Source organism: Pseudoalteromonas sp. NFXS39 (assembly GCF_040148775.1).
Classification (GTDB): Bacteria; Pseudomonadota; Gammaproteobacteria; order Enterobacterales; family Alteromonadaceae; genus Pseudoalteromonas; species Pseudoalteromonas apostichopi.
Genome location: NZ_JAGDEC010000001.1, coordinates 544,056 through 562,584 on the forward strand (window position 1 = coordinate 544,056; position 18,529 = coordinate 562,584).

Annotated in this window: 16 protein-coding genes and 1 pseudogene; 12 read left to right on the forward strand and 5 right to left on the reverse strand. The window is 40.6% G+C overall.

What is annotated here, in order from left to right; translation table 11 throughout:
* Positions 1–36 precede the first annotated feature (36 nt).
* Entirely contained in the window at positions 37–843 is an 807-nt protein-coding gene (locus tag J3455_RS02340; RefSeq protein WP_349560937.1) for a substrate-binding periplasmic protein, read from the forward strand.
* 2 nt (positions 844–845) lie between these two features.
* The gene (locus J3455_RS02345) at positions 846–1,316 is read left to right on the forward strand and encodes a DM13 domain-containing protein (protein ID WP_349560938.1); all 471 of its coding nucleotides are present in this window, start codon (positions 846–848) and stop codon (positions 1,314–1,316) included.
* A gap of 76 nt (positions 1,317–1,392) precedes the next feature.
* Here the strand turns inward: J3455_RS02345 and ahpF are convergent, their stop codons facing one another.
* From ahpF to J3455_RS02365, 4 genes are all read right to left on the reverse strand, one after another.
* Complete coding sequence (ahpF, locus tag J3455_RS02350; RefSeq protein ID WP_349560940.1) at positions 1,393–2,973, reverse strand: alkyl hydroperoxide reductase subunit F; 1,581 nt, start codon at positions 2,971–2,973, stop codon at positions 1,393–1,395.
* A gap of 153 nt (positions 2,974–3,126) precedes the next feature.
* Positions 3,127–3,696 (reverse strand): alkyl hydroperoxide reductase subunit C, encoded by a 570-nt coding sequence (gene ahpC, locus J3455_RS02355; RefSeq protein WP_130052761.1) that lies wholly within the window; start codon positions 3,694–3,696, stop codon positions 3,127–3,129.
* A gap of 207 nt (positions 3,697–3,903) precedes the next feature.
* Complete coding sequence (locus J3455_RS02360) at positions 3,904–4,407, reverse strand: 2,4'-dihydroxyacetophenone dioxygenase family protein (protein WP_167657486.1); 504 nt, start codon at positions 4,405–4,407, stop codon at positions 3,904–3,906.
* Between the two features lie 36 nt (positions 4,408–4,443).
* Positions 4,444–5,445 (reverse strand): NAD-dependent epimerase/dehydratase family protein, encoded by a 1,002-nt coding sequence (locus J3455_RS02365; protein WP_349560942.1) that lies wholly within the window; start codon positions 5,443–5,445, stop codon positions 4,444–4,446.
* Between the two features lie 149 nt (positions 5,446–5,594).
* Between J3455_RS02365 and J3455_RS02370 the strand changes: the two genes are divergently transcribed.
* From J3455_RS02370 to J3455_RS02405, 7 genes and pseudogenes are all read left to right on the forward strand, one after another.
* Positions 5,595–6,614 (forward strand): AraC family transcriptional regulator, encoded by a 1,020-nt coding sequence (locus J3455_RS02370; protein WP_167657485.1) that lies wholly within the window; start codon positions 5,595–5,597, stop codon positions 6,612–6,614.
* A 96-nt stretch (positions 6,615–6,710) separates the two neighbouring features.
* On the forward strand, positions 6,711–7,403 hold the full coding sequence (locus tag J3455_RS02375) for an SDR family NAD(P)-dependent oxidoreductase (RefSeq protein ID WP_130052765.1): 693 nt from the start codon (positions 6,711–6,713) through the stop codon (positions 7,401–7,403).
* A 9-nt stretch (positions 7,404–7,412) separates the two neighbouring features.
* Positions 7,413–8,951 (forward strand): annotated as a pseudogene (locus tag J3455_RS02380) (AMP-binding protein).
* A 96-nt stretch (positions 8,952–9,047) separates the two neighbouring features.
* A complete protein-coding gene (locus tag J3455_RS02390; RefSeq protein WP_286260676.1) occupies positions 9,048–9,467 on the forward strand; it encodes a DUF3429 domain-containing protein in 420 nt (139 codons plus the stop codon).
* Positions 9,468–9,521: 54 nt separating this feature from the next.
* Entirely contained in the window at positions 9,522–9,893 is a 372-nt protein-coding gene (locus J3455_RS02395; RefSeq protein ID WP_130052768.1) for a hypothetical protein, read from the forward strand.
* 4 nt (positions 9,894–9,897) lie between these two features.
* The gene (locus J3455_RS02400) at positions 9,898–10,698 is read left to right on the forward strand and encodes a class I SAM-dependent methyltransferase (RefSeq protein WP_250662251.1); all 801 of its coding nucleotides are present in this window, start codon (positions 9,898–9,900) and stop codon (positions 10,696–10,698) included.
* Positions 10,699–10,700: 2 nt separating this feature from the next.
* A complete protein-coding gene (locus J3455_RS02405) occupies positions 10,701–11,690 on the forward strand; it encodes a Gfo/Idh/MocA family protein (protein WP_349560946.1) in 990 nt (329 codons plus the stop codon).
* A gap of 16 nt (positions 11,691–11,706) precedes the next feature.
* On the opposite strand, the gene J3455_RS02410 is transcribed toward J3455_RS02405, so the two are convergent.
* Positions 11,707–13,062: a flagellin N-terminal helical domain-containing protein gene (locus J3455_RS02410; RefSeq protein ID WP_349560947.1), complete on the reverse strand. Its 1,356-nt coding sequence runs from the start codon at positions 13,060–13,062 to the stop codon at positions 11,707–11,709.
* Positions 13,063–13,246: 184 nt separating this feature from the next.
* Here J3455_RS02410 and J3455_RS02415 point away from each other — a divergent pair, with 184 nt between their 5' ends.
* The 3 genes from J3455_RS02415 to J3455_RS02425 all read left to right on the forward strand — a co-directional run bounded on the left by J3455_RS02415 (position 13,247) and on the right by J3455_RS02425 (position 18,517).
* Positions 13,247–14,923, forward strand: a complete 1,677-nt coding sequence (locus tag J3455_RS02415; RefSeq protein ID WP_286260679.1) for a methyl-accepting chemotaxis protein — start codon at positions 13,247–13,249, stop codon at positions 14,921–14,923.
* A gap of 431 nt (positions 14,924–15,354) precedes the next feature.
* A complete protein-coding gene (locus tag J3455_RS02420; RefSeq protein WP_130052773.1) occupies positions 15,355–16,209 on the forward strand; it encodes an EamA family transporter in 855 nt (284 codons plus the stop codon).
* A gap of 229 nt (positions 16,210–16,438) precedes the next feature.
* Positions 16,439–18,517, forward strand: coding sequence for a TonB-dependent siderophore receptor (locus J3455_RS02425; protein ID WP_349560948.1), 2,079 nt, complete (start codon positions 16,439–16,441; stop codon positions 18,515–18,517).
* Positions 18,518–18,529: the final 12 nt, after the last annotated feature.

The window sequence follows — 18,529 nt, forward strand, 5'->3', positions numbered from 1 at the left end:
TGTAGAGCTGCGCTCAAAAAACAGGGACTTACATTAATGAACAGGGCAGCATTTATATTACTATTAACATTTGTTCTGTGGAGTCTACAAAGCTTTGCGCATGAGCAAATTGTTATTCAGCTTGCAAAACCAAACTATATCGAAGCGGTAAAAAACCAATATATCCACGATATTCTCAACAAAAGCTTTGCTGCAATGGATGCGAATGTTGTGTTGCTTTACAACGTTAAGCCAATGAATAATAAACGTATTGTAGAGCAGCTGAGTCAGAATAAAACAATTACCCTAGCTTGGTTATCTTTGCCTCTCCAGCAAACTGACTCTCTAGTAAAAACAACTATCCCACTCTACAAAGGCTTACATGGCCAGCGTTTACTGATTATCCGCGACGAAGACCAAGAAAAGTTTAGCTCCATTAAAACCCTTGCAGAATTAGCGCCCTTAGTTGGCCTGCAAAAACAGAGCTGGTCTGATTATACCGTGCTGAAAAATAATGATTTAACCGTTAATGGAGAGCTTGATTATCCAGGTATGATCAAAGCCCTCAAAACAGGGCTTGGTGATTACTTTCCACGCTCAGTACTAGCAATTGACAGTGAACTAAATAGACTAAAACAGTTCAATTTTGTCATTGCACCAAACATCATGTTGCAATACCCCAGTGAATATTACTTTTATTTAAGTAGAGAAAATCAACACATTAGAGACATGTTAGAACAAGGCATGCAAAAGCTACAGCAATCTGGTGAGCTTGATAAACTTTATTTGCAATACTTTGGTGATGTTGAAAAACATTTTTCTTTAAAGCAACGTCATAGAATAACGCTAAATAATAAGGAGTAATCATGCTAAAAGCACTGCTCATCATTATCGTGGCATCAGCAATTTTTGCTGCGGGTTTTATGGCTGGGGTTTACAGTTTACCAATTTTAACTGAGCAACCTGCTCCTGAGGCTGGCATATTGAAACAGCATCAAGGTCGAGCTCAGTTTAGTGCTGAGTTTAAACCAAATCTTAAAGGTTCAGACCGCTTGCATTATGGTGATGGCATGGTGTACCTAACGAATGATGCTATTTCTATGCAAGGCATTTTATCTCCTGGTCCTGACTATCAACTTTACCTATCACGCAACTTTGTCGATAACGAAGCCGATTTTTTAGCACAAAAAGGCACAATGCAACGTGTTGCAGGGGTGCGTTCATTCAATGGTTTTAAATTAGCTGTGCCACAAGGTATTGATGTCAGCGATTACAATACAGTGGTTATTTGGTGTGAAAGTTTCTCGGAGTTTATTACTGCAGCGCAGTATCAGTAAAAACAAAGCCGCCTTTGGAGAGGGCGGCTTTAAGACGGCAGCTATGGGTGTGAGCTGCCTAATCAAGAGTCATTAATTAAGCTGCATCTTCGGTGCTTTGTGTCTCTTCGCTGTGGCGAATTAAGTAATCAAAAGCACCTAAACTTGCTGTAGCGCCACTGCCCATTGCAATAATGATTTGCTTAAACGGCGTTGTTGTTGCATCACCTGCCGCGTAAACACCCGGTAATGATGTTGCACCTTTGCTATCGATTTCGATTTCGCCAAAGCGAGTCAGTGATAACTCTGAATCTTTTAACCATTCAGTGTTTGGCACCAAGCCTATTTGCACAAAGATACCTGCAAGCTCAAGCGATTTTTTATCACCAGAGATGCGGTCAACATAGCTTAAGCCTGTAACTCGTTTACCATCGCCAACAACTTCTGTCGTTTGCGCGTTTTTGATAATAGTAATGTTGTTTAAGCTATTTGCTTTACGAATAAGAACTTCGTCAGCACGTAGGGTATCAGCAAATTCAAGCACGGTGACATGCTCAACAATGTTAGCAAGGTCGATTGCAGCTTCAATACCTGAATTACCACCACCGATAACCGCAACGGCTTTACCTTTAAATAACGGACCATCACAGTGAGGACAGTAAGCAACGCCATGACCGCGATACTCTTTCTCACCTGGTACGTTCATTTCACGCCAGCGTGCACCGGTTGCTAATACCACTGATTTAGCATTCAAAACCGCGCCATTTTCTAGTGTGATTTGATAATTACCTTGCTTAGTAAGTGATGTCGCACGTTGGTTTTGCATAACATCAACATCGTATTCTTTTACGTGCTCTTCTAGTTGAGCAACTAATTTAGGGCCTTCGGTCGCTTTAACTGAGATAAAGTTTTCAATTGCTAAAGTATCTGAAACCTGACCACCAAAACGCTCTGCAACCACGCCCGTGTTCAAGCCTTTGCGTGCCGAATAGATTGCCGCAGAAGCCCCAGCTGGCCCCCCTCCAACAACAAGTACATCAAACAACTCTTTAGCACTTAATGCTTCAGCTTGGCGTGCTGCTGCTTTAGTATCTACTTTGTTTAGTATGTCGGTAAGGTTAACTGCGCCTTGGCTAAATAGCTCACCATTTAAATATACAGCCGGCACTGCTAAAACATTACGCTCATTCACTTCGTCTTGGAACAAAGCACCATCAATCATAGTGGCCGTAATGTTTTCGTTGTGTGCTGCCATTAAGTTTAGTGCTTGCACTACTTGTGGACATGTTTGACAACTTAATGAAATATACACTTCAAAGTTAAGCGGCCCAGGTAATGATTTAATTTGTTCAATTTCACTCTCTGATGCCTTACTTGGATGACCACCTGTATGAAGGAGTGCAAGGATCAAGCTGGTGAATTCGTGGCCCATAGGCACACCCGCAAATGTGATTTGCGTATTGTTAATAGGTGAAGATACCACCATAGACGGACGACGTACGTCTTGGCTTGGGTTATCTCGCACCGAGAATTTATCGCTTAACGATGCTAAATCGTTTGCTAAGTTTTTAAGTTCTGTTGATTTATTGCTGTCATCCAAGGCGATAAGCAGCTCAACAGGGCTGGTAATAGAAGCAAAGTGGCTTGTTAATTGGTTTTTGATATTCGTATCTAACATGGCTTAGCCCTTGAGTTCAGAATAAATAAGCTAGAAAAATTTTAGGAAACTACCCACCACCCGCTAATGTGCTTAATGTGAGTTGTGATGGGCAGTTAAAGTTACATTTGGATAGCAAAGCGAGGCTTTGCTATCGTTTAATGCTATGGCAAATTAGATTTTGCCAACTAGGTCTAGTGAAGGAGCAAGTGTCTCTTCACCTGGCTGCCATGATGCAGGACATACTTCACCGTCGTGGTTAGCAATGTACTGAGCAGCTTGTACTTTACGTACTAACTCTTTCGCGCTACGGCCGATGCCTAGGTCATGAGTTTCGATTACTTTGATTTCGCCTTCAGGGTTCATTACGAATGTACCGCGAAGAGCAAGACCTTCGTCTTCGATCATCACACCGAAGTTACGTGTGATACGACCTGTAGGGTCACCAATCATTGGAAATTTGATTTTACTAATTGTGTCTGACGTATCGTGCCATGCTTTGTGAGTGAAGTGAGTGTCAGTTGATACTGAGTAAACTTCAACACCCATTTCTTGAAGTTGCTCATAGTAATCTGCAACATCACCAAGCTCTGTAGGACATACAAAAGTGAAATCTGCTGGGTAAAAGAAGAAGATTGACCACTTACCTAGCACGTCTTTTTCTGTTAGTTCTACAAAGTCACCGTTGTGGTAAGCTGTTGCATTGAATGGTTGTAGTTTTGTGTTAATTAATGAAGTGCTCATAGTATTCCTCATTGATGTTTTAAAAATGTTTAATTAACGCAGTCTTGCGTCTGCTTGATTAATACAATAGAGGTGTGAGCGATTAAAATAAAATTGATTGTTTAGATTAAATTGATTTGTTTTTTAGATTGAACAGCTAGAAATAATAAAAACTATAAAGCCCTCAACCAGTTACATGATAAAGGGCTTTCACGTAAAGGAATAAAATTACTTACTAAAACCGTATAAGCTTTTTGGTTTAATATAGTTAGGCTCAATTCCTTGCTCTTTTGCGGCAGCTAACATCACTTGCTCAATCCAACCGGCATCCATAATATTCATATAGTTACCATCAGGGTCAAAGTTAATGTTAGAGCCCATAACCACCATAAAGGTATCGGTCATTTCAGTATTATCTTTTGGAACTTGAAATTGATGAATCGAACCGCCTGGCTCAAACAAATAGCTACCCGGCACTTGTAAATCATCTGGATATTCTGTGTAGTGCCAACTCCCCGCAAGCGTATATAAGTGCACGACTCCAGTATGGAAATGTCTTGGTAAAACCGTGCCTGGTTCAAATAAAACACGTAGTACCCATACCCCATTCTCAGAATCTAGCATCAATGGGTAAATGTGCACGCCAGGTAAGGCGTTTTTAATTAGCTTTTCATCGTTGGTATGAATTGTCAGTAAAAAATCTTGATGGTTAATAATATCTGGTAATGCCATGTGTGTGCCCTCTTTTCACTTGCTATTAATATTTCTTTAATTTGCTGGAGCGGTATTTATCCGCAGTTCTTCTTTGCAAAGCCCTTGCTCATACGCCCACTGCAATGCATGTTGCATACCTTGCTGTAAGGTAAATTCAGGCTTATAACCCAAAATACGATGTGCTTTTTCATTACTATATGCCGCACTTTTACGGCTTAGCATACGCATTGTTGATGGGTTGATATCGGTAGTTTTACCGACCAAGTGATAACACCACTCGATAAACCCTGTTAACTTTATTGCTAAGGCATAGTTCACAACCTTGACCTGCTTTTTCTTTTGCGCCTGAGCCAAGTAATTAAAATAAGTTTGATTAGTCACTTGCTCAGGTCCTGATAGATTAAAAATCTCACCGCTTGCATCATCGCTCATGGCGCTTAAGTAAATGCCTTTGACTAGATCATCAATATAAATAGGTCCAAACATACCCTCGGGCACCATAAATGTCCCCTTTGCGATTTCTTGTAAAGGGTAGGCTATCCAAGGTCGTGATCCTGGTCCGTATACATCGCCAGGACGAATAATCGTGACATTGAGTTTTTTACTGGCGTGATAGCTTAGCGATAAATGCTCGCTCATCATTTTCGAGTCGTTATAGGCTCGACCATCAGGAAACAAAGGTGCATCTTCTTTAATGTCAGTTTGCAAATCACTGCCATAGACTGCGGTCGACGAAATATGAATAAAACGTTTTACGGTGTTTGCTGCCACAGCTGCATCAAGCAAATTTTTCGTCCAACCGACATTCGCCTGCCAGGTTTGCTTGTAACTAAACGCGTTTGAAACAATTGCCGCTGTATGAATAACTAAATCGCAGTCATTCATTAATGAGCGCCAGCTAGCTGGCTCATTTAAATTACCTGCAATAATATTGAGCTCTTCACAGGGAATTAAATCAACCCCACATACATCGATTCCATGCGCTTTAAAGTAGCGCGCAAGTGTTCGACCAATGAAACCATTGCCGCCACTTATAAAAACTTTTGAGTAATGCATTGTGTGTTCCTCTTAAGTATATTGCGGCCCTATTCACCGTTCTCAGACCAATCAGTTAATACATTGTTAAACTTTAATGACCTCTATTACTTTACTTTTCGCGCAATTGTTTTTACTTTTTACGCCAGCACATTCAAAAAGAGCACACTATGCCCCGATTAACACAAGCACCTGATCTAATTAGAGTATCTGCTCTACACGGCTATATTGAACTGATTGAAAGTAAATTGGTGAACCCTGACGCACTACTATCGCGCGTTGGTTTAGACAGAAAGCAATTACAAGATGCCAATAACTTTGTGCAGTATCAGCAACTCATCCAGTTGTTAGAAATCACAGCGAAAGAATTAAACCTGCCCTATTTCGGGTTAGAGTTAGGCCGTTGGCAAAGCTTGAACATTTTGGGGTCAGTGGGTTATTTGATGGGGAATTGCGACACCCTTGAAATGGCGTTAAAAAATTTAACTAAGTACTATCATGTGCATCAAAATAGCGCTGACTTACTCCTTGAAGTAGACCAAGACTATGTAAAACTGTCGTTTTTAGTGCGCAGTAGCTTAAAATTGAGTGTTTACCATGGTGCCGACTTAGCTTTAAGTGTTGGGGTCAATTTGTTAAAGCAATTAACCGATGATCAAATAAAACTGCATCGTTTGGAGCTTCCCCACAGTTGCGATGAAAATCCTAGTGTTTATCGTCAAGCCCTTGGGCAAATTCCAACATTCAACTGCGCACACACCGCAGTTGTATTTGATAAAAAATATCTCAAGCTCACTATTAAAAATTCAGATAAACAGTTATTTTCTATACTTAGCCAACAGCTCGGACACCTTCAAGACACGAAACGAGAAAACATCTCTGATCACGTTGAAGTTCTGATCAAACAATATCTACTTCATGAAGAGTTTGGTGTAAATCTGATCGCCGAAAAGCTATCAATGAGTGCACGTAGCTTGCAGCGGCACTTAACAAAGCATGACACAACCTTTCGTGAATTAGTCGATGACGTGCGTTGTAATTTAGCACATCAGTATTTAACTGAATCTAGCCTCAGCTTATCAAACATCTCAGATATATTAAGCTTTTCTAATTACAGCGAATTTACTCGAGCTTTCAAGCGTTGGTATGGTATTCCACCAAAAAATTATCGTAAGTCTCACTCCTGTTAATGGCGTAAAAAGTTAAAAACAAGTCGTTTAAAGCTAAGTTTTCTGTTAACAACTTATATATATTGACTAGCTAGTTTCGCTAATTATTGGTCATGCATGTTAAGAAGAGTGTTTATTACAGGTGCCAACAGTGGCGTTGGGTTCGAGTTAGCAAAGCATTATATTCGCCGAGGTGACGATGTAGCTCTCTTCGGTTTTCAGTTTAGCGATAAAACCAGACATGCCTTAATTGAGCTTAAAAATACAGATCAGTACGTTGAATTTTTTGCGAGCAACATTGCCGATTTTGAAGCGTTACAAATCCAGGTAAACAATGCTATTTCAGCGATAGGCAAACCCGAATTAGCAATAGAGTGCTCACAATTTTGTTTTGAGAACAGTGAGCAACCTTGTCACAAACTTGGTTTAGCCAGTCACAATTTTGCTAATGCAATAAGCCCTTACCTTGATATGAATAGTCACCTAGCTTTAACGACTCCCACCACCAATGCAAACAAACTTTCACCAGACCCCAGCTTCTTACTTCTTACAAAGGAGCTACGTCAAAAGTTAAAACCAAGCAATATTAAAGTCAGCTTAATTTGTACTTATAAAATTGACACTTTACTTAAAAACTCAACCGTAACCTCTAAGCAAGTTTTACAAGGCTTAGATAAGCAAAAATTAATGGTGATCTTAGGCTTACAATCTAAACTAACCTATATCATGAGCCGTTATTTACCGAATTGGATAATGAGTTCTGTGATTGATCGCCTCATCAAACAACAACTAATAAGAACAACACGCTAAGGAACAACCATGGACACACATGATAACCTCACGCAATTAATTGAGCATACATGTCAGACGTATGCCGCTCTTCCTGCCTATAACAGTGCAGGTAAAACGCTCACTTTTTCTCAAGTAGAACAACAATCTCGCTATTTAGCACAGTGGTTTCAGCATCAAAGCGGTCTTGTTGCGGGGGATCGAATCGCTATTCAACTGCCTAATATTGTTGACTACCCTATCGTTACCTATGCAGCATTTCGAGCCGGATTAATCGTTGTAAATACCAACCCGCTTTACACTGCTCGTGAAATGCTGCATCAGTTTAATGATGCAGATGTTAAAGCCATTGTTATTCTTGACGCCCTTACCGATAAATTAGCAACGATTATCAATGATACGTCGATCAAAACCGTTATTGTTGCAGCCGCGGTTGCTGAGCCGACATTGCAAGAGGGTCAATTTTCATTAAATGAACTCATTCGCCAAGGTGAAAGGCTCACACCACTTAGCGCACATCAGGCAAGTCGTGACGATATTGCTGTTTTACAATACACTGGCGGGACAACTGGAGTTGCCAAGGCCGCAATGCTAAGTCATGGCAACATCTTAGCCAATGCCGAGCAAATGAATGAGCGCTTTGACGATATTTTAAAGCCAGGTCAAGAAACCGGTATTTGCCCACTTCCGCTTTATCATATTTACGCCTTTACGGTGAATATGGTTGGCCTATTTGCCATGGGGCAATTTAATGTACTTATTCCAAACCCTCGTGACCTCGATGCTTTAGTGAAGCAAATAGAACCGTTTGAAATTAATTACTTTTCAGGTATTAACACCCTTTTTATTGGCTTGTGCATGCACCCGGGGATTAAGGCTCTGAACTTTTCAAACTTAAAAATGACTGTCTCTGGCGGCGCAGCTTTAACACATGCTGCAGCTGATGCGTGGATGAGCACCACAGGTTGTACAATCACAGAAGGCTATGGCTTATCAGAAACTTCGCCTGTTGCAACGTTAAACGACTTTAAAAAAGAAGAAATTGGTAGCATTGGCCGCCCACTCTCAAACACCACTGTGGAAATTTGGGATGAAAACGACGAGCCTGTTGCTGACGGTGAGTCTGGCGAGATAGTTGTTAAAGGCCCGCAGGTGATGATGGGTTATTAGCAGCGTCAAGATGAAACCGATAAATGCATGAAACGGGGCTTTTTCAAAACCGGTGATGTGGGTCTAAAACTCCCAAGTGGTAATTACAAAATTGTAGACCGTTTAAAAGACATGATTATTGTCTCTGGCTTTAACGTGTACCCTAACGAAGTTGAAAATGTGCTTTGTCAGCACCCTGCTATCTGCGAAGCCGCCGTTATTGGCGCAAAAGATGAAAAAACCGGTGAGCGTGTCTGTGCCTACATTACCTTAAAAGAGCATATTGATGAGCAACAAGTGAGTGACTATTGCCGCGAAAACTTAAGTGCTTATAAAGTGCCTAAATCAATCATTTTTATGGAACAATTACCTAAATCGACGGTTGGCAAAATTCTACGTCGAGAGTTACGCCAACAATAAAGCGATCGTTTTAGCCGCCTAACTGGTATAAAATAGTTAAAAGATAAAAGCATACCGTTAGGTATGCTTTTTAATTTAAGCGGTTTTAAGGTCATTATGGAAAAGTTTATTAATCACATTCAACTCGGTTACTTAGGTTTACTGCCGTTTTTAGGCTGCGTTGGCTGGCCACTCATCGCAGGCAGTAATGCTGTCAACTTAGACTTTTTCACTTTTTATAGCATCGCTATTTTAGCCTTTATGGCTGGTAACTTATGGCATGCAGGCCAGCAAACGCATGCTGATGCCCTTAAAGCGATCATTCCTATCTTACCTATTGGCTTTTTAAGTTTTTTACCAACAACCTGGACTCTCGCTTGGCTAGCGGCAAGCTTTTGGCTTGTATTATTATTCGAGAAAAGCTCGCCGCAGTGGCAAACCTATCACGTTGATTATCAAAAAATGCGATTTGTTTTAACCTCAGTTGTATTTGTATGCCACATTTTTGTGATTGGTATGAGTATCTATCCTGAGTAGCCCTTTAGCCCTGTTTGCGGTAACATCCGCGGCTCAGTTTCTTAAGGACTTGCTATGATAGATCAATTGCGCGCCAAACTAGACCTCCTCGGCGAAAATTACGTTGAAAAAGGCGCTCACTTTAAAATTAAAGTGATTCCTTTTTTTTGTGCTATCCACATCAAAAAAGATCACAAAAACCAAGGTACTCTAAAGTTATATTCCAATCAGTTGATTGAAATATTTTTAGCTACTATGTTCTTATTATTCGGGTTAATGCTCTTTGACACAGATGCAGGCTTTACGCACGGTCCTATTCATATCGTTATTGCCGTTTTAATAAGTTTTAACTTAATATTTAAGCAAATAGCGATTGAAGGACTTAAAACTCGCTTAGCGCTTTGTCCTGAAATCGCAGTTGAAAAAGCGCAAAAACAAGGCAAATAACAACATGTTTTTAGACCCTAGTTGGCGCATTTTGACGGTAGGGGATGGTGATTTGTCATTTTCGCATTCCATTGCTCGTCATATAAACCCCGCTAAGCTTGTTGCTTCGACCTATGATGATGCAAACACTATAGAGCAAAAATATGCCGACAATGCACTAAGCGCTTTGCAACAACTAAATGTAGCAACACTCACTGAGTTTGATGTTACACAGCCCGATTCATGGCTGCGCTTAGGCGAGGCACGTTTCGATCTGGTTATTTTTCAATTTCCACTTATACCTGCGTTTAAAGGTGAAGCAGCATTCAAAGCAAATACCCAACAAGGTGGTATGAATGTTTTAAACCGCGCTTTGTTGCATCGCTACTTAGACTACGCAAGCCAATTCGCATTAGATAAAAATGGCCCAATGCTGTGTTACATCACCTCTAAAGATGTAAAACCGTATCGCGAATGGAATATTGAAGGCACGTTAAATCAAGGACTTAATTGCCAGTATCTTGGCCAAATGCCATTCGATATTAGCGTGTTTCCGGGCTATAAAATTCGCAATGTTGATCGCGATAAACACGTTAAAGACACCAGCGGCATTACCTATGTATTTAGCGAAAAAACTGACCATGACATTACCTCTAAGCTGACTTTACCCGCTTATTTAGGTGATAAACACTGTGCTTTATGCCGCGTTGGCCCTTATATGGCACAAGAAGATGAAGACAAACATTTGTTAAGCAAGAAACATAAACAAATGGAAAAATTTGAACAGGATTGGCAAGCATGGCTTGCACAAAACAACCAGGAGTAAATATGAAATTTGTGATTGTAGGTACCAATTTTATAAGCGACACGCTACTGAGTGCAGCCAAACAAATTGAACAATTCTCCTTATATGGCGTTTGCTCTCGAGAGCAGCAAACAGGTGAGTCTTTCCTTGCAAAGCACGACATTGCAAACGCAAAAGTATTTACCAACATTGAGCAAGTGTGCCAAGACCCATTAGTCGATGCCGTCTACATTGCTGCACCAAATAGCTTCCACAAAGACTACGCTGTAATGTGTTTAAAAGCCGGTAAACACGTTTTAGGTGAAAAGCCTTCGGCTGCTAATAGCACAGAACTTGAGGCAATTATTCAAGCAGCAAAAACGCATCAACGTTTATACATGGAAGCGATGATGACCACCCATTTACCAAACTTTACACGTTTAAAAAATGCCATCACAAAAATTGGTACACCACGAAAATATATTGGTCAATATAGTCAGTACTCATCACGTTACGATAAGTATAAAAATGGTGAGCGCCCAAATACTTTCTTGCCAGAGTTTGCTAACGGCGCATTAGTAGATTTAGGCATTTATCCGCTATATATCTTACTTGCAATTTGGGGTGCCCCACAAACAGTAAAAGCCAGTGGCGTATTACTTGAAACCGGTGTTGATGGGGCTGGCGACGTATTATTAAATTATGCCGATAAGCAGGCGCTGATCAGCTACTCTAAAATCTCGCAAGGCGATAATTTTACTGAAATTCAAGGTGAAAAAGGCCGTATTCGTATCGAAGCAGTATCACTATTAAAACGCATGCAGTTTATCGGCAACGATGGTACTGTCGAAGAGCTCTCTGAGGAGTTTGATGAACACTTTATGCGTCATGAAGTAAGCCATTTCATTCAAGCGGCGAATGCCGGACAAATTGAGTCTTCAGTTAATACCCATGCACTGTCAAAACAAGTTATGGCAGTGCTTGATGAAGCACGAAGTCAACTTGGCGTTGTATACCCCGCAGACAAAAGCTAATAATGACCTAGGGCAGCTATTCTAGTTGCCCTAGCAAACTCAAAATTCCATCCTTAGTAATATTCCTCGCTTGCATAGCAACACTAACACCCGCTTGTTGAACAATATCTAGTGATACTTTTTCTGCCATTACTTTGGCAAAATCGGTATCTTCAATTCGCTGGTTTGCTGAACTTAGCATCGACGACTGATTAGATTCATTGCGTATAGTCGACTCAATTGCATTCATTTTTGCCCCGACTTCAGCTCTGAACACACCGATACGCGACAATGCAGTGTCAATTCTAGCAATTGCATTTTGAGCCAAGTCTTCGCGGCCTATAGTAATGCCCTCAATTGTTAAAGAACCAGCACTGGCATCAATATCTTCAAATATAATATAACCATCTTCGCCAATTGCTTGGTCTGTTGATGTTACCATCATCGGACCATCACTTGATTCAGCAGATGATGAATTTAAACTCCCTAGAGAGTCCCAACTGGCAGTAATTCGAAACATACCCGAGCCAATCACTGTAAGAAGCAGCGGCTCGGTTACATTATCAATGAATATTTCTTCATTTGAACTACCTGAGCTTGGGTTACCATTCCCCGAGTAGGTAAAGTTCATTCCATTAATAGTTTGACTATTTACAGCTGGGAAATTAAAACCTCCCCCCGTAAATAAATTGCCATTGCTATATGTTTCTGTGCCTTGGTAACCATTTGCTGGAGTAAACAAATTTGCCTCAATTCTAGATTGCACAGACGATAAATCTTGCCCAACTAAATGCTCGCCAGTTTGGGTAAATAGATTTAAATCATCATTCGCACCATTATCATTTATTTGAATCCTGACGTTCGTTGAACCCGCAGGTATTAGGCCTAAAGAAATATCTCCTGAGTTCATCCCTTGCTGAACATTATTAGAAAACACTTCATCTAATACCGGAACATTATCTAAATTCGTCTCTAGTTCAGGCTTAGACATTAATGGTTTTTTACCAAAAATTTCTGTATTTACTACAACGCTGTTTATATGATCTCGTAATTGTGAAAACTCTTCATTTAACGCTTCCCTATCTATATCTGTATTTGAGCCATTTGCTGCTTGAAGAGCTAAAGTTCGCATGCGTTGAAGCGTATCTGTGAGTTCTGATAAACCAGCATCAGCAACTTGTCCATAGCTAATACCATCTTGTAAATTTCGAAGTGTTTGTTGCTTCACTGCTAATTGTGTTGTTAATCGATGACTTATCTGTAGGCCAGCAGCGTCGTCTTTTGCAGAGTTTATACGTTTCCCCGAAGCTAATTTCTCATAGGTTGAGGTAATAGATTGCGTGTTTTGCAGTGAACTTGGCGTGCGTAGTCGTGGCGAATTGATCGTCAACATTTTGTCTTCCTTGGCAAAAAGACTAGACGAAGCAAAACTCATACCATTTTATTAGTAACTAAAAGTTTTCAACTTTCCTTGAATTAACCTTCTTAATGAATGTTCATTTGTAACAATATTTTTGCGGTTGTAGGTTATTGCACTATGTTTAAATTATGCATTATTTAATTTGTGAGACTTAGCCTTGTCTATAAGATTTTTATTAAGAGCCGTTTTCGCAGCAACCATTACCCTTGCTGCAGGACTACTCGTCATAATTTTATTGTTGCAAGCAGGCCAAGATAAAAGTTTATACTCTGCCCAGCAGCGCTATGAACTAAGCCATCTTGCACAGCTTTCATCTTCAAATTCGATTCACCTTACTGAACTTGCCCGTCAACATGTTGTGACTTTAGATAACCGCTATAAAGACGAATACTATAAGCTTGTTGATCAAATTCAAGGAAAAACAACTTGGCTTAATGGTAAAAAGAAAAGTTATGAACAGCGCTTAAAAGCTTATAATGTTGCCGCTGACGACTTAGCCCTTTTACAAAAATCAAACGATTTATCACTTAAACTGATTGAAACAGAAGAAAATGCATTTAGTTTAGTCAGTAATTTGATTGGTCAAGATACTAATAATTTGAGTCCAGCCGAGCACAAAAAATGGGTGCATGCTATCGAGCTTTTAACCAACGATGCATACATGGCCGAAGTTGAGAAAATTCAGCAGCCTGTTCAAGCCTTTTTAAGCTCAATCAAGAAAAAAAGTGCAGCGGATGTAAAAAGCAATCATGACAGTGTCGTCACCCTAAGTTTAATAAGTACAGCTTTAGTGCTCATTATTATTGCCACCTTAATATTGTGTTATTGGCAATTAGAAAAAAAAGTGATTAAAGCCACCCATGCCTTGATCGATGAAGCGAAGCGTATCTCTGAGGGGGATTTATCTTGTTATATAGACCACAAAGCCGATGACGAAATAGGTCAGCTTGCTAGTAGCTTTAACATTATGGTCGATAAGCTCTCACAACTACTTAGAGAAATACACGATCAATCAGAGCAAGCTCAAGTGGCAGCGAGAAGCTTAGATGAAATTTCGCAGCAAGCTAAAACGTTGAATGATATTCAAAGCCAAGCAATTGAGGTTATTTCAAGCTCAGTATACGAAAACTCAACGGCCGTTAAGGAAGTATCACAAAACTGTGCAGAAGCGGCAAGCAGTGCGACATCTGCAAATCAAAAAACTCAAGATGGTCTACAGGTAGTGCAACAAGGTGTTAGTTCTGTTGAATCAGTGGCCGACACCTTAACCAAATCACTAACGGACCTTAATCAACTGGAAGCCTCAGTAAATGAAGTAACTGTTATTTTAAGTGTTATAAGTAACATTGCTGAACAAACTAATTTACTGGCACTCAATGCAGCAATCGAAGCAGCACGAGCTGGTGAACAAGGCCGAGGATTTGCGGTTGTCGCAGATGAAGTAAGGACCTTGGCTAGTCGTACACAAAGCTCAACCCTTGAGATCCAAGAGAAAATTGACTCATTACAATCGGCGACCAATGCCGTGACACAAAGGATCCGCTCAAGTGATGCGCAAATAAAAGAGGCTGTGGTAAATTCAGAAAAAGTTGGCCATATGCTCGATGAAATTAGCGTTCAAGCAAAAGCTATTTCTGATGCCAATATGACCATAGCTTCTGCATCTGAGCAGCAATCTCAAGTGACAGAAGAAATCGCCCGGCGCTTAAACGAAGTTCAAGACACAAGCCGTAAGTCACAGCAACAAACGCAAAGTATTTCAGATTCATCAAGTAAATTGGCTAACTTGGCAAATAACTTAAACGGGCAAATTAATCGCTTTAAATTAAGCTAGTCGCTGAGTATACCAGCGATTAGCGATTAGCTTAAAATCGGAAAGTAACAGATGCACCGATTGTTCGTGGATTAACAACGGCCATATAGCCTTGTGGGTGACGACCACTGACAGGCTCTTGTGAGGTATAAGTTTTTCATCCAAGGCATCGTTGATATAGACGCTTACCGACCCTTGCTCGTTATCTTAAGCCTTCTATAAACGCTGTAATGAGTTTATGACTAAACGTCATCAGCAAAAATCAGCCTAAACAAACCATCATTTTCACCTTAAAATAAGCAAGGCTAGCTTCTCTAGATATCAAAGCAATTTGATACCCATATTTTGCTTTATCGAAAATCTGTGTCCGTTTAACGAAAAACATTTCTTCTCCAATAAAACATCAGTAGAATCGCCGCAAACTTGAGCTATTAACTTTCATAAGGACAGTGATGCTGCGCACCATTCCACCGTTTTTTATTGCTGTTATTTGCGTGCTTCTTGCAATGGTTACCATTCAATCTGGAGCCTCTGTTGCAAAGCAATTATTTCCTTTAATTGGCCCTGAAGGCACAACCGCACTGCGCTTAGGTTTTTCAGCAGCTATTTTGTGCCTTGTTTTTAAGCCTTGGCGAGCATTTCCGCCTATCGGGCAGCGCATGCCGATTATCGTTTATGGCTTAAGTTTAGGTGGCATGAACATTCTGTTCTATTATGCCATTGAACGTATTCCTTTAGGGATAGGTGTTGCGCTAGAGTTTACAGGTCCCCTTGCGGTTGCTCTACTTTCGTCACGTAAAAAACGCGACCTATTTTGGGTAGCCTGCGCCATTGCTGGCATTATTTTATTGCTACCCGATATGAAAGGCGAAGACAGCCTCGACCCTATAGGTGTTATTTTAGCCCTTGCGGCAGGAGCGTGTTGGGCGTTTTATATATTGTTTGGCAAAAAGACCGGAAACCAAGGCTCAGGCGGGATGACCGTTGCCATGGGTATGAGCGTTGCCGCGATTGTACTTGTGCCTTATGGCGGCGTTTCACAAGGGGCTGCACTATTGAGTTGGGAAGTGTTACCACTGGGTCTTTTAGTAGCCATCATGTCTAGTGCACTACCATACACACTAGAAATGGTTGCGCTTCGCAATATGCCAGCGCAAGGTTTCAGCATCATGATGAGTTTAGAGCCAGCCATTGCTGCATTGGCTGGCTTTATGATCCTAGGTGAGTTTTTAAGCATGTGGCAATGGCTAGCTATTTTATTAGTGATTACCGCCTCGGTTGGCAGCTCAATGTCGAATAATAAATAAATTTATCAAGGCGCCTCAGGGCGCTTTTTTCATACCCAATTAGTAAACTTGCCTTTTCATATACACAAAACTCTTTGACATAATTTGTTACATTTATTTGTATTAATATATCACCTTTTTCTTAAACAATGATGATAATCATTATCACTTATGATAACTTACCCGCGATTGTTTCCTTATTAAAAACAATAACCCTATAAAAATTTGCTAAATAACACGCGGAGATAAAATGAAATTCACTCAGTTGCCTATTGCAACCGCTATTCTTTGTGCCTTGAATCCTCAAATCAGTTTTGCAGAACAAACGGCTGACGTAGGGGCTAATCTCGAAAAAATCGAAATTGTGGGTATACGACAAAACCGTATTAGTGAAGGCGCTACAGGTTTAGCACTAGAAATTGATGAAACTCCGCAATCAATCAGTGTGATCTCTGCTGAGCAATTAAAAAATTATTCCGCATTTAATATCAATGATGCTTTACGCTTAGCGCCAGGTATCAATGTTGAAGAATGGGAAACCAACCGTACTAACTATACATCACGTGGTTTCGAAATTAAAAATACACAAATCGATGGCGTTGGCTTACCGAATGACTGGGGTATCGTTACCGGCGCAATGGAAGCATACGGCTATGAAAAAATTGAAGTTATTCGTGGTGCCAATGGCTTACTTACCGGTGTAGGTAATGCATCGGGTACTTTAAACTATGTGCGTAAGCGCCCTAAAAACGAAAACGGCGGCGAATTCGGTGTCTCTATTGGCTCATGGGATTTTAAACGTTTACAGGCTGATTACTCATTATTGCTGACAGAGTCTGGTAGTTGGGCTGCTCGCTTTGTAGCTGCCGCAGAAGATAAAAAGTCATACCTTGATGGCCTTGAGAACAACCGCGAATTTTTCTCTGCGGTGGTAGATGGTCAGCTTACAGATAACTCAACTGTTACTTTAGGTTACTCATATCAAGACGCAGATACCGATGGCAACACCTGGGGCGGTCTAGTTTATAACTACACAGATGGTTCGCAAGCTAAATGGGATGTCAGCGACACAACCACCCAAGACTGGACAATGTGGGACACCATTAACACCTCTGCATTTGTTGAATACAACTATGTTTTTGCAGACGCATGGCAGCTTCAAGCAAGCTACAACTTCCGTGGTTTTGAAGAGCAAGACAAACTTTTTTATGCCTATGGCACTATTGATAAAGATACTAACCTTGGCTTAGTAGGTTCTCCTGGTCGTTACGACAGCGAAGTAGATGCTGATTTATTTGAAATTAAAGCATTTGGTGCCTTTGAAATGTTTGGTAAAGAGCATCAAGCAAGTTTTGGGATAAGCCATGCAAAAAGTGATGATGTGATGTATCAACACCCGTTTGATTTTGCAAATACACCGGCTTATGGAGCAACTCCTGCGTTCCCATACGATTTAGATGCGATCCCAGAGCCTGATTGGTTAACGCCAGTTCTGTATTCAGATATTGAACAAAAGCTAACCCGTTACTTCGGCTCTGCTCAGTTAAATATTACTGATAAACTATTCACCGTAGTTGGTTTTAACACTATTGAATTTGAGCGCTCAGGCATGAATGCAGGTGCATCGATTGATAATGACGAGAGCGAGACTAGCCCATATGTCGGTTTTACCTATAAGTTAAACGACGATTTAAACCTATATGCAAGTTACTCAGATATTTATCAGCCACAAGAGCAAACTGATTTCAATGGCCAATACTTAGCACCAACTAAAGGCACTAACTTTGAAACGGGGGTTAAGGCTTCTTGGCTTGATGATGCCCTGATGACAACGTTTGCCTACTTTACTGCTGAACAAGATAACTTTGCACAATACGCAGGCCTGACTGAAGATGGTATCTACTACTATGAAGGCGTGTCTATTGAGTCAAAAGGCTATGAATTTGAAGTCACAGGTAAAATCACCGACGCTATGAATATCGTCGCATCTTACACGCATATTGATGTAACTGATGAAAATGGTGATGACACCAACAAATGGGCGCCTCGCGATGTTGTCGGTGTAACAGTAGATTATGCATTAACAGACGCAGTAGTTGTTGGCTTAAATGGTCGTTGGCAATCTAAAATTGAAAGCACTGATTACAATGTTAAGCAAGGTAGTTACGCTCTGCTAAACGCCTTCGCGCGTTGGAATATTAATGACCAAGTTGCAGTACAAGCTAACGTTAATAATATTACTGATGAGCAGTACATCAATAGCTTACAAACCGTGGGTTATTATGGCGCGCCAACAAACGGTAGCCTAACTCTGACTTATAAGTTCTAAACGCTGATTAGA

Excerpts from the sequence above, each read along its gene's own strand:
- J3455_RS02390 (WP_286260676.1), top strand. The coding sequence starts at position 9,048 with ATGGAAAAGTTTATTAATCACATTCAACTCGGTTACTTAGGTTTACTG.
- J3455_RS02375 (WP_130052765.1), top strand. The coding sequence starts at position 6,711 with ATGTTAAGAAGAGTGTTTATTACAGGTGCCAACAGTGGCGTTGGGTTC.
- ahpF (WP_349560940.1), bottom strand. The coding sequence starts at position 2,973 with ATGTTAGATACGAATATCAAAAACCAATTAACAAGCCACTTTGCTTCT.
- J3455_RS02425 (WP_349560948.1), top strand. The coding sequence starts at position 16,439 with ATGAAATTCACTCAGTTGCCTATTGCAACCGCTATTCTTTGTGCCTTG.
- J3455_RS02405 (WP_349560946.1), top strand. The coding sequence starts at position 10,701 with ATGAAATTTGTGATTGTAGGTACCAATTTTATAAGCGACACGCTACTG.
- J3455_RS02395 (WP_130052768.1), top strand. The coding sequence starts at position 9,522 with ATGATAGATCAATTGCGCGCCAAACTAGACCTCCTCGGCGAAAATTAC.
- J3455_RS02420 (WP_130052773.1), top strand. The coding sequence starts at position 15,355 with ATGCTGCGCACCATTCCACCGTTTTTTATTGCTGTTATTTGCGTGCTT.
- ahpC (WP_130052761.1), bottom strand. The coding sequence starts at position 3,696 with ATGAGCACTTCATTAATTAACACAAAACTACAACCATTCAATGCAACA.
- J3455_RS02345 (WP_349560938.1), top strand. The coding sequence starts at position 846 with ATGCTAAAAGCACTGCTCATCATTATCGTGGCATCAGCAATTTTTGCT.
- J3455_RS02360 (WP_167657486.1), bottom strand. The coding sequence starts at position 4,407 with ATGGCATTACCAGATATTATTAACCATCAAGATTTTTTACTGACAATT.
- J3455_RS02370 (WP_167657485.1), top strand. The coding sequence starts at position 5,595 with ATGCCCCGATTAACACAAGCACCTGATCTAATTAGAGTATCTGCTCTA.
- J3455_RS02365 (WP_349560942.1), bottom strand. The coding sequence starts at position 5,445 with ATGCATTACTCAAAAGTTTTTATAAGTGGCGGCAATGGTTTCATTGGT.
- J3455_RS02410 (WP_349560947.1), bottom strand. The coding sequence starts at position 13,062 with ATGTTGACGATCAATTCGCCACGACTACGCACGCCAAGTTCACTGCAA.
- J3455_RS02340 (WP_349560937.1), top strand. The coding sequence starts at position 37 with ATGAACAGGGCAGCATTTATATTACTATTAACATTTGTTCTGTGGAGT.
- J3455_RS02400 (WP_250662251.1), top strand. The coding sequence starts at position 9,898 with ATGTTTTTAGACCCTAGTTGGCGCATTTTGACGGTAGGGGATGGTGAT.